General features: G+C 69.5%; 12 protein-coding genes. 8 read left to right on the top strand and 4 right to left on the bottom strand.

Annotated features, from left to right (window positions below; genetic code table 11):
- The first annotated feature begins 151 nt into the window (after window positions 1-151).
- Entirely contained in the window at window positions 152-2,077 is a 1,926-nt protein-coding gene (gene ggt / locus F7Q96_RS06925; RefSeq protein WP_151022289.1) for a gamma-glutamyltransferase, read from the top strand.
- 260 nt (window positions 2,078-2,337) lie between these two features.
- Here the strand turns inward: ggt and F7Q96_RS06920 are convergent, their stop codons facing one another.
- Complete coding sequence (locus F7Q96_RS06920) at window positions 2,338-3,231, bottom strand: LysR family transcriptional regulator (RefSeq protein ID WP_053822323.1); 894 nt, start codon at window positions 3,229-3,231, stop codon at window positions 2,338-2,340.
- A gap of 163 nt (window positions 3,232-3,394) precedes the next feature.
- Between F7Q96_RS06920 and F7Q96_RS06915 the strand changes: the two genes are divergently transcribed.
- Complete coding sequence (locus F7Q96_RS06915) at window positions 3,395-4,414, top strand: bile acid:sodium symporter family protein (RefSeq protein WP_053822324.1); 1,020 nt, start codon at window positions 3,395-3,397, stop codon at window positions 4,412-4,414.
- A 172-nt stretch (window positions 4,415-4,586) separates the two neighbouring features.
- On the opposite strand, the gene F7Q96_RS06910 is transcribed toward F7Q96_RS06915, so the two are convergent.
- Together F7Q96_RS06910 and tsaE are read right to left on the bottom strand one after the other, a co-directional pair.
- A complete protein-coding gene (locus F7Q96_RS06910) occupies window positions 4,587-6,107 on the bottom strand; it encodes an N-acetylmuramoyl-L-alanine amidase (RefSeq protein WP_053822325.1) in 1,521 nt (506 codons plus the stop codon).
- Entirely contained in the window at window positions 6,101-6,613 is a 513-nt protein-coding gene (gene tsaE, locus F7Q96_RS06905) for a tRNA (adenosine(37)-N6)-threonylcarbamoyltransferase complex ATPase subunit type 1 TsaE (protein WP_053822326.1), read from the bottom strand. The genes F7Q96_RS06910 and tsaE overlap by 7 nt, the downstream gene beginning before the upstream one ends.
- 16 nt (window positions 6,614-6,629) lie before the next feature.
- Between tsaE and queG the strand changes: the two genes are divergently transcribed.
- A complete protein-coding gene (gene queG, locus F7Q96_RS06900) occupies window positions 6,630-7,838 on the top strand; it encodes a tRNA epoxyqueuosine(34) reductase QueG (protein ID WP_053822327.1) in 1,209 nt (402 codons plus the stop codon).
- A 70-nt stretch (window positions 7,839-7,908) separates the two neighbouring features.
- Here the strand turns inward: queG and F7Q96_RS06895 are convergent, their stop codons facing one another.
- The gene (locus tag F7Q96_RS06895) at window positions 7,909-8,802 is read right to left on the bottom strand and encodes an AEC family transporter (RefSeq protein WP_053822328.1); all 894 of its coding nucleotides are present in this window, start codon (window positions 8,800-8,802) and stop codon (window positions 7,909-7,911) included.
- Window positions 8,803-9,039: 237 nt separating this feature from the next.
- Between F7Q96_RS06895 and F7Q96_RS06890 the strand changes: the two genes are divergently transcribed.
- The 5 genes from F7Q96_RS06890 to ybaK all read left to right on the top strand — a co-directional run bounded on the left by F7Q96_RS06890 (window position 9,040) and on the right by ybaK (window position 12,981).
- Window positions 9,040-9,681, top strand: a complete 642-nt coding sequence (locus F7Q96_RS06890; RefSeq protein ID WP_082371528.1) for a chalcone isomerase family protein — start codon at window positions 9,040-9,042, stop codon at window positions 9,679-9,681.
- Between the two features lie 112 nt (window positions 9,682-9,793).
- Window positions 9,794-10,765, top strand: a complete 972-nt coding sequence (locus tag F7Q96_RS06885; RefSeq protein ID WP_053822329.1) for a tripartite tricarboxylate transporter substrate binding protein BugE — start codon at window positions 9,794-9,796, stop codon at window positions 10,763-10,765.
- 166 nt (window positions 10,766-10,931) lie between these two features.
- The gene (locus F7Q96_RS06880) at window positions 10,932-11,480 is read left to right on the top strand and encodes a methylated-DNA--[protein]-cysteine S-methyltransferase (RefSeq protein ID WP_226994758.1); all 549 of its coding nucleotides are present in this window, start codon (window positions 10,932-10,934) and stop codon (window positions 11,478-11,480) included.
- A 92-nt stretch (window positions 11,481-11,572) separates the two neighbouring features.
- Window positions 11,573-12,469 carry a site-specific tyrosine recombinase XerD gene (xerD, locus tag F7Q96_RS06875; protein WP_053823177.1) on the top strand — a complete coding sequence of 299 codons (897 nt, stop codon included), beginning with the start codon at window positions 11,573-11,575 and terminating at the stop codon, window positions 12,467-12,469.
- 17 nt (window positions 12,470-12,486) lie between these two features.
- Window positions 12,487-12,981, top strand: a complete 495-nt coding sequence (ybaK, locus tag F7Q96_RS06870) for a Cys-tRNA(Pro) deacylase (protein ID WP_006579148.1) — start codon at window positions 12,487-12,489, stop codon at window positions 12,979-12,981.
- Window positions 12,982-13,073: the final 92 nt, after the last annotated feature.

The following is a 13,073-nucleotide window of genomic DNA, read 5'->3' as shown; positions in this document are numbered from 1 at the left end:
CACTCTCTGCACAATGGCGGCCCGGCGGCCCGGCCGCCTTTGACGGCCGCCGACAAACGGCAGCGCGAGGCCGATTGTGCTGTCCATGGCACGGCGATGGGCAGCAGTGACTACAATCGCTGTACCTCATAGGCCTCAAAGGGAGTGCAGCATGCCGCCACGTTCGCCGGTTCCGCCGTTCCTTTCCACCGCCGCCGTCAACGGATGGCCACCGACGGCCAGGCTGGCCGGCACGCTGGCCGCGCTGCTGCTGGCGGCCTGCGCGGCCCCGCAGGCCGGCAAGGACGCCGGCACCACGGCGGCGCCGGCCCCGGCCACCCCCGCCGCCAGCACCCCCGCCCCGGGCACCACCGCCCTTCCCCCGGCGCCCGAAGGCGCCTCCGGCTGGACCGACAAGCCAGGCTGGACCGCCAGTTCGTTCATGGTGGCCGCCGCCAATCCGCTCGCCACCCAGGCCGGCTACGACATGCTGAAGGCCGGGGGCACCGCGATCGATGCGGCGATCGCCACGCAGATGGTGCTCAATCTGGTCGAACCGAATTCGTCCGGCATCGGCGGCGGCGCCTTCCTGATGCATTTCGACGGCAAGCAGGTGCAGGCCTACGACGGCCGCGAGACCGCGCCCGCGGCCGCCACCGAGCGGCTGTTCTACGGCCCGGACGGCAAGGTGATGCCGTTCCGCCAGGGGCTGGTCGGCGGCCGCTCGGTCGGCGCGCCCGGCGTGCTGCGGATGCTCGAGCTCGCGCATCGACAGCACGGCAAGCTGCCCTGGCGGCGGCTGTTCGAGCCGGCGATCCGGCTGGCCGAGCAGGGCTTCGCGATCAGCCCGCGGCTGGCGACGATCATCGCGCAGGACCAGGACCTGATGAAGGATCCGACCGCGCGCGCCTACTTCTACAACGCCGACGGCACGCCCAAGGCCGCTGGCACCGTGCTGCGCAATCCCGAGCTGGCAGCGGTGCTGCGCAGCGTCGCCGCACGCGGCGCCGATGCCTTCTACCGCGGCGATGTCGCCCGCGATATCGCCGCCAAGGTCCGCTCGCATCCGACCAATCCCGGCTTGCTGACCGCCAGGGACATCGCCGACTACCGGCCGAAGGTGCGGCAGCCGATCTGCACCGACTATCGCCGCTGGACCGTCTGCGGCATGCCGCCGCCGTCGTCGGGCGGCATCGCGGTCGCGCAGATGCTGGGCATCCTGCAGGCGCTGCCGCCAGCGCGACAGATCGGCGCGGCCAGGCCGCAGCGCAACGACGTCGGGCTCGAGCCCTCGGTCGAGGGCGCGCATCTGTTCGCCGAGGCCGGCCGGCTGGCCTACGCCGACCGCAATCAGTACGTCGCCGATACCGACTTCGTGCCGCTGCCCGGCGGCGACTGGCGCAGCCTGGTCGATCCGCGCTATCTCGCCAGCCGCGCCGCGCTGATCGGCGAGCGCAGCATGGGCAAGGCCAGCGCCGGCACGCCGGCCGGCGCCACGGTGGCGCTGGGCCGCGACCGCGCGCCGGAATTTCCGTCGACCTCGCACATCTCGGTGGTCGACCGCTACGGCAATGCGCTGTCGATGACCACCACGATCGAGGACCAGTTCGGCTCGCGCCAGATGGTGCGCGGCTTCCTGCTGAACAATCAGCTGACCGACTTCTCCTTCGTCGCCGAGGAAGACGGCAAGCCGGTCGCCAACCGCGTGCAGCCGGGCAAGCGGCCGCGCTCGTCGATGGCGCCGACGCTGGTGTTCGACCGGCAAACCCGCGAGCTGGTGATGACGGCCGGCTCGCCCGGCGGCTCGGCCATCATCAACTACGTGGCCAAGACGCTGGTCGGCACGCTGGACTGGGACCTGAACGTGCAGCAGGCGATCTCGCTGCCGAACGTGGGCTCGCGCAACGGCCCGACCGAGCTGGAGAAGGGGCGGGTGTCGGACGCCTTGGTCGAAGGGCTGAAGGCGCGCGGGCATGACGTGCGCGTGATGGACCAGACCTCCGGCCTGCAGGGCATCATGCGCGTGCGCGTCAACGGCAAGCCGATGTGGTTCGGCGGCGCCGATCCGCGGCGGGAAGGGGTCGCGATGGGGGATTGAGGGGGATTGAGGAGGATTGAGGGCGATGGCGGCGGCGGTGGCATGACGGCCGCCGCTGCCCTCTCCCCCGCCCCTCTCCCGCAAGCGGGAGAGGGGCGAAAACCGGCGTCGCCAGCCGTCCCCGATTGTGTTCTCCCTCCCTTCTGTACATCGCGCACGCGGGAGAGGGGAGAAAACCAGCGCCGCCAGCCGTCCCCGATTGTGTTCTCCCTCTCCCCCTCGGGGGAGAGGGGTGGTTTCCCGCCGCCCGCCAGCAAACCTCAAGCCGCCGGAATCGGCATCGTCCTGACCATCTCCCACACCGCCGCCGCCGCCGGTGACAGCGAGCGGTCCTCGCGGCGGACCATCACGATGCGCCGCTGCTCCTGCGGCACCAGCGGGCGCCAGACCAGATTCGACGCGGCCGGCAGCGGCAGCGAGAACGACGGCAGCACCGACGCGCCGATGCCGGCCTGCACCATGCCGAAGACGCTGGCCGAGTGGCCCAGCTCCTGCACGACGCGCGGCGTCACGCCATGCATCGCGAACACGCGATCGATCAGCGGGCGGCTGCCGGAGGCGAAATCCAGCAGCACCAGCGGTACGCCATCGAGCGCGGACCACGACACCGTGTCGCGTTTTGCCAACGGATCGTCGTCGCGGCAGACAAAGCAGAACGGATCGGTGCCCAGCGGCACGGTTTCCAGCCCTTCGCTGGCCAGCGGGTCGATCAGCACGCCGAAATCGACCGCGCCGGCACGGATCTGCTCGAGCCCGTCCGCCTGCACGTTGTCGCGCACCGACAGCCGGACCTCCGGATATTGCCGGGCGCAGGCGGCCACATAGAGCGGCATCAGCCGCGCCGAGATCGTCGGGGCGCTGGCGATCACCACCCTGCCGCGGTAGCGCTCGCCCAGCTGCCGCGTCTCCTCCAGCGTGTCGTCGAGCTGGCCGAGCAGCCGTTCCAGCGCGGGCACCAGCGCCTGGCCGGCATCGGTCAGCACCACCTCGCGCGTGGTGCGGTCCAGCAGCCGCAAGCCGAGCGCCTCCTCCAGCTCGGCCACGCCCCGGCTGACCGCCGGCTGGGTCAGTCCGACCGCGTCGGCGGCGCGGCTGAAACTGCCGTGCGAGGCCACCGCCAGGAAGACCCGCAACTGCCGCAACGTGTAATTCATGCGTTAACCATATCAATGAATACGACAAATGAATTTGCATTCTAGACAGGACTGTCGTCCAATACCAGCGTTAACCCTGATTCCACCGGTTTCTGGCTATTCCTTTTCTTTTTAACCCATCCGTCCCGGCGCGCCGCTCCGGTGCGCTTCAGTCCACGCAGTCATGTCCTTCCTGCTGAATCCCTTCAAGAAACTCTACGATCTGATCGACGGCTTCGTGCTGATCATGCTGGCCGCGATCGCTGTGGCGCTGGCCGCGCCGGAACTCGGCACCGGCGACGGTCCCCTGCATCTCGGGCTGGTGACCAGCCTCGGCGTCGCGCTGGTGTTCTTCCTGCACGGTGCCGCGCTGTCGCGCGACAAGCTGGTCGCCGGTGCGAAGCACTGGCGCCTGCATACCTTCGTGCAGGTCTTCACCTATGTCGTGTTCCCGCTGATCGGCGCGGCGCTGATGTTCGCGTTGCACGACCAGCTGCCGGCCGACCTGCTGCTTGGCGTGTTCTTCCTGTGCGCGCTGCCGTCGACGGTCTCGTCGTCGGTGGCGATGACCTCGATGGCGCGCGGCAACGTGCCCGGCGCGATCTTCAACGCGACCATCTCCGGACTGATCGGCATGGCGCTGACCCCGCTGCTGATGGGCCTGGTGATCAGCGCCAGCGGCGCATCGATGCCGCTGGGCAAGGCGCTGACCGGCGTGGCGCTGCAACTGCTGCTGCCGTTCGCGCTGGGCCAGCTGGCGCGTCCGGTGATCGGCGCCTGGCTGGGCCGGCACAAGGCCATCACCAGCAAGATCGACCGCGGCGTGATCGTGCTGATCGTCTATTCGTCGTTCTGCGACGCCACCGCCGAAGGCCTGTGGCACCAGTACAGCTGGCAGACCATCGCCTCGGTGATGGCGCTGGCGGCGGTGCTGCTGTTCGCGATCCTGGCCACCACGACCTTCGTCGCACGGCGGCTGGGTTTCGCGATCGAGGACGAGATCACCGCGGTGTTCTGCGGCTCGAAGAAGAGCCTGGCCAACGGCATCCCGATGGCCAAGATCCTGTTCGCCGGCCATCCGGCGCTGGGCCTGCTGGTGCTGCCGCTGATGGTCTACCACCAGCTGCAGCTTATCGTCTGCTCGGTGATGGCCTCGCGCTACGCCAACCGCGAGCAGATCGAAGGCGCGGTCGCGCGGGCCTGACCGGGAACGTCGGCACCGCCTGGTGCCGTTCCCGCGCAAGCGGGACGCCGGCGTCCCGACAAGCCACCGGGGTTCCCGCCTTCGCAAGGACGACAAGCGTTGCCATCGAACAAGAAAGGCCGGCGATTTGCCGGCCTTTTCTTTGGATCGTGACGTCGATGGCGAGGCGCCCTTACACCGACGGGCTGCGCGACAGCGGCGGATTGCGCGCGAAGTAGCCGCGGATGCCGCGCAGGATCGCGTTGGCCAGCTGCTCCTGGTGGGCCTCGTCGTTGAGCTTGCGCTCTTCTTCCGGGTTGCTGATGAAGGCGGTCTCGATCAGGATCGACGGGATGTCGGGCGCCTTCAGCACGGCGAAGCCCGCCTGCTCGACATGGGCCTTGTGCAGCTGATGCATGCCGCCGATCTCGGACAGCACCGCCTTGCCGACGCGCAGGCTGTCGTTGATCTGCGCGGTGGTCGACAGATCCAGCAGCACGCGCGCGACCTGCGCGTCCTTGTTGTTCATGTTGGCGCCGCCGATCAGGTCGGCCGCGTTCTCCTTGTTGGCCAGCCAGCGCGCGGCCGAGCTCGACGCGCCGCGCTCGGACAGCGCGAACACCGAGGCGCCGCGCGCCTCCGGCTTGACGAAGGCGTCCGCGTGGATCGACACGAACAGGTCGGCCTTGACGCGGCGCGCCTTCTGCACGCGCACGTTCAGCGGCACGAAGAAGTCGGCGTCGCGCGTCATCATCGCCCGCATATTGGGCTGCGCATCGATCTTGGCGCGCAGGCGCTTGGCGATCTGCAGCACCACGTCCTTCTCGCGCGAGCCGGCGGCGCCGATCGCGCCCGGGTCCTCGCCGCCATGGCCGGGATCGATCGCGACCGTCAGCAGCCGGCGCATCTTGAAGCGCGACGGCGCGGGATCGTCGGCCGGATCGTTCTTGCCCGGCTTGTCCTGTGCGAGCGGCGCCTGAGGCTGCGGCGGCTGGGTCGCCGGCGAGCCGGCGGGCGGCTTCGGTCTGGTGGCGGCGACCGGCGGATTGGCGGGCAGCGGCGGCGTGGCCGGCGTCTTCGCCTGGTCTTCGAACTGGCGCACCAGCGCGGCGATCGCGTCCTCTTCGCTGCTCGGCGGCGCGCCGGCCACGCTGTCGGCGCTGTCGGTGGCCGGCGTCGAGGCGAAGCGGCGCTGCTTGTCCTCGGTCTCGCGCACCAGCTTCCACAAGGGATCGGGCGGATTGACGGGGTACAGATCGAACACCAGCCGGTTGCGGTACTGGCCGATCGGCCCCAGCGTGAACACCTGCGGCGAGATGTCTTCCTTCAGGTCGAACACCAGCCGGACCACGCGCGGCCGGTTCTGGCCCACGCGGACGGACTGGATATACGGATCGTTGGGCGTGATCTTGGCGACCAGCTCGCGCAGCGTCGGCGACAGGTCCAGGCCATCGATATCGACCACCAGCCGATCGGGATTGCGCACCATCGTGTGGACCGCGGCGAGTCGCTCGTCCGATTCGATCGTCACGCGCGTATAGTCCTCGGCCGGCCAGACCCGTACCGCGACGATGCCGGCGCCGGCCGCGATCTGCGGACCCGCGAGCGTCAGCACGACCGTTCCGGCGCCGGCTTTCAGGCATTGCGCCAGCCATTTGCGGCGGGCGAGCAGCAGTTCATCGGGACGGTCGGTGGCGAGGCGCTTGATCAGCATGCGTGCAGCAGGAGAAGTCCGGTTGGAGTATAGGCCCGCAGGATCGCGACTCGCCGATCGGCGGCCTCATCGCTGGGCGAGGTGTCCGATTGGAGCAACAGGTGCAGGTCGGGTTCCCCAAGCAGCGCGGCGGCCTTCTCCGGCCACTCGACCAGATTGAAGGCCGGCTCGGCAAAACAGTCGCGAAATCCCGCGTCGAGCCACTCCTCGGGATCGGCGAAACGATAGAGATCGAAGTGATAGACGGTCAGCGGCGAACCGTCGGCGCGCGCGACCTGGTACGGCTCGCACAGCGTGTAGGTCGGGCTGCGGACCTTGCCCGCATGGCCGAGCGCGCGCAGCACCGCGCGCGACAGCGTGGTCTTGCCCGCGCCGAGATCGCCCGACAGCTGGACGTGCACCGTCTGCGGCGGCAAGGCGCGCACCGCGCCGGCCAGCGCCGCGCCGAGGCGGCCGGTGGCCGCTTCGTCGGGCAGGATCACGGTGCGTTCTTCGAGCAGGGGCATTGCGTACAATTCAGGGATGATCGACCGAGCAGCACAGGCGCCTGACGCCGTTCTCAGCGGGACGCCAGCGGCGCAGCACGCCACCGGCGCGGATCCGCATGCGCTGGTCGCGCAGATTCGCGCCTGGGGCGCGGCGCTCGGCTTCGACGACGTGCGCGTCGCCGACGTGGACCTGAGCCATGCCGAAGCTGGTCTGCTCGAATGGCTGGCGCAGGGTTGCCATGGCGACATGGATTATATGGCGAACCATGGGCTCAAGCGCGCGCGGCCGGCCGAACTGGTGCCCGGCACGGTGCGCGCGATCGTCGCGCGCATGCCTTATCTGCCCGCTTCCACCGATGCCGAAGACGACGATGATGGCGGCGACTGGCGCGCGCGCGAGTTCGCGCGGCTGGCGCAGGTCGAGGCCGGCGGCACCGCGGCCACGATCTCGCTGTACGCCCGCGGCCGCGACTATCACAAGGTGCTGCGCACGCGCCTGCAGCAGCTGGCCGGCCGCATCGAGGGCGCGATCGGCCCGTTCGGCTATCGCGTCTTCACCGACTCGGCACCGGTGATGGAAGTCGCGCTGGCCGGCCAGGGCGGCCTGGGCTGGCGCGGCAAACACACGCTGCTGCTGGACCGCGACGGCGGCTCGATGTTCTTCCTCGGCGAGATCCTGGTCGATCTGCCGCTGCCGGTCGACCCGCCCGCCTCCGCGCATTGCGGCCAGTGCCGCCGCTGCATCGACATCTGCCCGACCCAGGCCATCGTCGGCCCGTACCGGCTCGATGCGCGCCGCTGCATCTCCTACCTCACCATCGAGCACAAGGGCGCGATTCCCGAGGAGTTGCGCGCGCCGATGGGCAATCGGGTCTATGGCTGCGACGACTGCCAACTGGCCTGCCCGTGGAACAAGTTCGCGCACCGTGCGACGCTGCCCGACTTCGCCGTGCGCAACGGCTTCGACGCGCCCGACATGGTGGAGCTGTTCGGCTGGAGCGAGGAAGAATTCAATCGGCGCCTCGAAGGCAGTCCGATCCGGCGCATCGGCCACGAGCGCTGGCTGCGCAATCTGGCCGTGGGGCTGGGCAATGCGCTGCGCGGAGCCGGCGCGCCGGCGCAGGCCGAGCGCATTCGCGCGGCCCTGCTGGCGCGCGCCGAACATCCGTCGGCGCTGGTGCGCGAGCACGTCGCCTGGGCGCTCGCGCAGCGGCCGCAGTCGCCGCAGCCACGGCCGCGGTAGCAGCGGCCACGGCCGCCGCCCCGGTGGCAGCCGCAGCCGCGGTCGGGGTAGCAGCCTCGCCTGCAGCCGCCTAGCTGACCAGCGCCAACCACAACGGCGCGGTAAAGATCGCCGACACCGTCATCGCGGAAATCGCCGCGGCCACCATCGGCCCGTTGCCGCCCATGCGGACCGCGAGGATATAGGCGCTCGATGCGGTCGGCATCGCGGCATAGAGCACCGCGATCTGCAATTGCAGCGGCGACAGCGGCAGATGCCGGCCGACGGCCCAGGCGAAGGCCGGCATCGCCAGCAGCTTGACGCCGGTCCACCAGGCTACCGGCCCGACCGTACCGACCGCGCCGCGCATCTGCAGGCCCGCGCCGACCGTCATCAGGCCGAGCGCCGTCGAGGCCGAGCCCAGCCGGGCCAGCGTCATGCCGAGGACCTCGGGCGGATGCAGCCCGATCAGATTGGTGATCAGCCCGCCGGCGGTGGCCAGGATCAGCGGATTGCGCGCCAGCTCGCGCCACAGCCGCGCCTCGCCGTGCCGCGCCAGTGCCCACACCGCGGCCACATTGCACATCGGCACCACGCAGCCGACGATCACCGCCATCATCGCCAGCCCTTCGCTGCCGCCCAGCCGCGATGCCAGCGCCAGCGCGATATACGAATTGAAGCGGAACGCGGTCTGCAGGCCGGAGGCGAAATCGACCGGATTGGGCCGCAGCACCCATTTGACCGCGTAGCCGGCGGCCATGCCGAACACCGTGGTCAGCACCGCCAGCCCGAGCATCGCCGAGGTGGTCGAGAAATCGAATACCGCGCTGTTGGTCGCCTGCAGCAGCAGCGCGGGAAACAACACGAAGTAGACCAGCCGTTCGACGCCGGACCAGAAGCCGCGATCGAACGAGGTATAGCGCACCAGCAGCCAGCCGATCAGGATCAGGCTGAAATCGGGCACCATCAGCAGAGCAGGCGACATCGGCGTCTTGTTGTTGTCGGGACGCGGGGGGCGCGTCGAAGGATGTCAGGAAGGTGGCAGCAACGATGGCCGCAGCCCGTGCGGACCGCGTTCCGGCGGCGCGCCGAGGCGGCCCGGAGTGCGCCCTAGGGCAGATACGGATTGGTATTGTTTCAGAAAACCCGGAAGATGGCACGCTCCGGCATTTCCGTCGATCTCATTCCGCTTCCCATTCCGTCCTCGATGTACCGCCCCGCCATGCCTGCCCCCCGCCACCCTTCCGCCCGCGCTCCGCTGGACCGGACCGCACGGACCGCACGCCGCCTGCGTCAGTGGCTGGCGATCTGCTGCGTGGCCGTGGCGGGCGCGCTGCCGGTGGCGGCGAGCGCGATCGAGATCGAGGGCGTGCGGCTGGACGAGGCGACCCGCCTCGGCGGCAAGGAACTGCAGCTCAACGGCGCCGGCCTGCGTTCGGTGTTCATCGTCAAGGGCTATGTGGCCGCGCTGTATCTGCCGGAGAAGGTGCGCAACGCCGCCGTGGTGCTGGGCGCCAAGGGTCCGAAGCGGCTGCAGATCCGGCCGCTGCGCGAGGTGGAATCGAGCACCTTCGTCAAGGCGCTGAACGAAGGCATGCGCGAGAACCACAACGAGGCGCAACTGGAGAAGTTCGCCGATCGCCTGCACCAGCTGGAGCAGGCGATGAACCAGGTCGGCACCGCGCGCAAGGGCGACGTGATCGACTTCGACTACACGCCGGACAGCGGCACGGTGATCGCCGTCAATGGCACGCCGCGCGGCAAACCGATCCCCGGCGAGGATTTCTACCAGGCCGTGCTGCGTATCTTCCTGGGCGAACGCCCGGTCGATCGCGATCTGAAGCGTGGCCTGCTCGGCGGCTGACCGGCCGCCGATGCATCGCGCCGGCGTGGCGGGCCCTACCGGGTCCCTGGCCGGCATTTTCAGTTCTGGACGGACACTCTCCGTCCGGCTTCACGACGGGAGACACGATCTCATGCAAAGCAAACACATTGCCCTGGCCCTGGGTCTGGCCGCCTGCGCCTCGCTGGCACAGGCACAGAGCAACTATCCGAGCAAGCCGATCAAGCTGATCATTCCGTTCGCCCCGGGCGGCACCACCGACATCGTCGGCCGCGGCGCGGCCGACCAGATGAGCAAGATCCTGGGCCAGCCGGTGGTGGTCGAGAACCGCGCCGGTGGCGGCGGCTCGATCGGCGCCGACGCGATCGCCAAGGCGGCGCCGGACGGCTACACGATCGGCATCTCGACGGTGTCGACGATGGCGGTCAACCCCGCCTGCAATCCGAAGCTGTCGTACGACCCGATCAAGGACTTCAAGCCCATCACGAACCTGGCCAACGTCGCCAACGTGATCGCGGTCAACCCGAACTTCCCGGCCAAGGACTACAAGGAATTCCTGGCCGCGCTGAAGGCCAACCCGGGCAAGTACTCGTACGCGTCGTCGGGCACCTGCGGCTTCGGCCATATGCTGGGCGAGCAGTTCAAGGTCTCGACCAAGACCTTCATGGTCCATATCCCCTACCGCGGCGCGGGCCCGGCGCTGAACGACGTGCTGGCCGGCCAGGTGCCGATCATGGTCGACAACCTGCCCTCATCGATGCCGCACATCAAGGCCGGCAAGCTGCGCCCGATCGTGGTGGCCGCCGAGAAGCGCCTGGACTCGCTGCCCAACGTGCCGACCTTCGGCGAAATGGGCCTGAAGGAGCCGAACGATCCGGCCTGGTACGGCCTGGTGGCGCCGGCCGGCACGCCCGACGACATCATCAAGAAGCTGAACGAGGCCGCCGTCAAGGCGCTGCAGGACAAGGGCTTCCGCGAACGCCTGATCGCCGCCGGCGCCGAGCCGTCGGGCAACTCGCCGGCGCAGCACGCCGCCGAGATCAAGAAGGAGTTCGACAAGATGCGCAACCTGGTCAAGGTGCAGAACATCAAGCTCGAGCAGTGATGGGCCAATAGTTCGCCCTTGGCAGTACGCCCCTCTCCCGCTTGCGGGAGAGGGAGTTCTCCCCGAAGCCTCGGCAAAGGCAGCCGCGCACTCGTCGCGGTTTTTTTTTCGCCCCTCGCGCCCGACGCACTAGAATCCGGTATCCGGATCGACCGTTGTCCCGCCCATGCAGCTCCATCCGAATCCGTCGACGGATTCTCCTCCGGCCTCGCTCCAGCCCGATCGCGACGCCAGGCTCGCCGCCCGCTTCGATGCCATCCTGGCCGCGCCATTCGGCCGCATCGGCGTGCGTGCCGATGCGCAGTGCATCCACGCGATCCACTTCCTGCCCGAGCGTTTCGCGCTGCGCGGCGCCGACCTGCCGCCGATCCGGCAGCTGGCGGCGCAGCTGGAGGCCTACTACGCCGATCCCGACGCGCCGCTCGACGTGCCGCTGGCGGGCACCGGCACCGAGTTCCAGCGCCGCGTCTGGCAGGCGATCCGCACGGTGCGGTGCGGCCGCACCGCGACCTATGGCGAACTGGCGGCCAATGTCGGCGGCACCGCGCGCGCGGTGGGCCAGGCCTGCGGCGACAACCCTTTCCCGCTGGTGGTGCCCTGCCATCGCGTGGTCGGCGCCAAGGGCCTGGGCGGCTTCGCGCATCACGGCGAGGACGGCTTCCATCTCGAAGTCAAACGCTGGCTGCTGCGCCACGAGCGGGTGATGCTGCTGTGAACGCGGCGCACGACAGCAGGGCGGCGCTGACGGACCAGCCTGCGCCGCTTGACGACCGCGCCGACGATGGCGATGCGCAGCGCGAAGCGGACATCGCCGCCGACCTGACGCTGGTCGACCGCTTCTGCGACGCGCTGTGGCTCGAAGACGGACTCGCGCGCAACACCATCGACGCCTACCGCCGCGATCTCGCGCTGCTGGCGCGCTGGCTGCGCGGCGAGCGCGGCGTGGCGCTGCTGGCGGCCGACGACGGCGCGCTGTCCGGCTACTTCGCCGCGCGCCATCCGGACACGCGGGCGTCGTCGGCGAACCGGCGGCTCGCAGTATTCCGGCGCTTCTACCGCTGGGCGCTGCGCGAGCATCTGGTCCAGGCCGACCCCTGCCTGCTGCTGCGCGCCGCCAAGCAGCCCCCGCGCTTTCCGAAGACGCTGAGCGAGGCCCAGGTCGAGGCGCTGCTGCAGGCGCCGGACATAGACACGCCGCTCGGCCTGCGCGACCGCACGATGCTGGAGCTGATGTACGCCAGCGGCCTGCGCGTATCCGAGCTGACGCAGATGAAGACGGTCGAAATCGGCCTGAACGAAGGCGTGGCGCGTGTGGTCAGCGGCAAGGGCAACAAGGAACGGCTGGTGCCGTTCGGCGCCGAGGCCGGCGTCTGGCTGCGCCGCTATCTGGCCAGCGCCCGTCCCGCTCTGCTGGGCCAGCGCGGCAGCGACGCGCTGTTCGTGACCCAGCGCGGCGAGGCGATGACGCGTCAGGCCTTCTGGTATCTGATCAAGCGCTATGCGCGCCAGGCCGAGATCCACGCCCCGCTGTCGCCGCATACGCTGCGCCATGCCTTTGCGACGCACCTGCTGAACCACGGCGCCGACCTGCGCGTGGTGCAGCTGCTGCTTGGCCATGCCGATATCTCGACCACGCAGATCTACACGCACGTCGCGCGCGAACGGCTGCGTGTCCTGCATCAGCAGCATCATCCGCGCGGCTGACCGCGCGAGCGAACGCCATGGCAAAGACCAGACATATCTCCGAAACGCCGGCCACGCAGATGCTGCGCCAGCATGGCATCGCCTTCGGCGAGCACCCGTATGACTATGTCGAGCACGGCGGCACCGAGGAATCGGCGAAGCAGCTCGGCGTCGACGAGCATCACGTGGTCAAGACGCTGGTGATGGAAGACGACAAGGCACAGCCGCTGATCGTGCTGATGCATGGCGACCGCACCGTGTCGACCAAGAACCTGGCGCGGCAGATCGGCTGCAAGAGCGTGCAGCCGTGCAAGCCCGAAGTCGCGCAGCGCCACAGTGGCTACCTGGTCGGCGGCACCTCGCCGTTCGGCACGCGCAAGCGCATGCCGGTCTATGTCGAGGAGGGTGTGCTGGCGCTCGAGCGCATCTATATCAATGGCGGCCGGCGCGGCTATCTGGTCAGCATCGAGCCGGCCGTGCTGACCGCGCTGCTGGGCGCGAGGCCGGTGCAATGCGGGCTGGCGGAGGGCTGAACAGCGCGGTGCCCTCTTCTGTGCCCTGGCCTGTGCGCTGGTTCATGCCCGGGTAATCACGGTCGTGAGCGTCACGCCGGCGCGCTACAATC

It is taken from the genome of Cupriavidus gilardii (genome assembly GCF_008801915.1).
Lineage (GTDB): Bacteria > Pseudomonadota > Gammaproteobacteria > Burkholderiales > Burkholderiaceae > Cupriavidus > Cupriavidus gilardii.
This window is presented reverse-complemented; position numbering and strand designations above follow the sequence as displayed.

Excerpts from the sequence above, each read along its gene's own strand:
- F7Q96_RS06915 (WP_053822324.1), top strand. The coding sequence starts at position 3,395 with ATGTCCTTCCTGCTGAATCCCTTCAAGAAACTCTACGATCTGATCGAC.
- F7Q96_RS06885 (WP_053822329.1), top strand. The coding sequence starts at position 9,794 with ATGCAAAGCAAACACATTGCCCTGGCCCTGGGTCTGGCCGCCTGCGCC.
- queG (WP_053822327.1), top strand. The coding sequence starts at position 6,630 with ATGATCGACCGAGCAGCACAGGCGCCTGACGCCGTTCTCAGCGGGACG.
- F7Q96_RS06880 (WP_226994758.1), top strand. The coding sequence starts at position 10,932 with ATGCAGCTCCATCCGAATCCGTCGACGGATTCTCCTCCGGCCTCGCTC.
- ybaK (WP_006579148.1), top strand. The coding sequence starts at position 12,487 with ATGGCAAAGACCAGACATATCTCCGAAACGCCGGCCACGCAGATGCTG.
- F7Q96_RS06910 (WP_053822325.1), bottom strand. The coding sequence starts at position 6,107 with ATGCTGATCAAGCGCCTCGCCACCGACCGTCCCGATGAACTGCTGCTC.
- ggt (WP_151022289.1), top strand. The coding sequence starts at position 152 with ATGCCGCCACGTTCGCCGGTTCCGCCGTTCCTTTCCACCGCCGCCGTC.
- F7Q96_RS06895 (WP_053822328.1), bottom strand. The coding sequence starts at position 8,802 with ATGTCGCCTGCTCTGCTGATGGTGCCCGATTTCAGCCTGATCCTGATC.
- F7Q96_RS06920 (WP_053822323.1), bottom strand. The coding sequence starts at position 3,231 with ATGAATTACACGTTGCGGCAGTTGCGGGTCTTCCTGGCGGTGGCCTCG.
- F7Q96_RS06890 (WP_082371528.1), top strand. The coding sequence starts at position 9,040 with ATGCCTGCCCCCCGCCACCCTTCCGCCCGCGCTCCGCTGGACCGGACC.
- tsaE (WP_053822326.1), bottom strand. The coding sequence starts at position 6,613 with ATGCCCCTGCTCGAAGAACGCACCGTGATCCTGCCCGACGAAGCGGCC.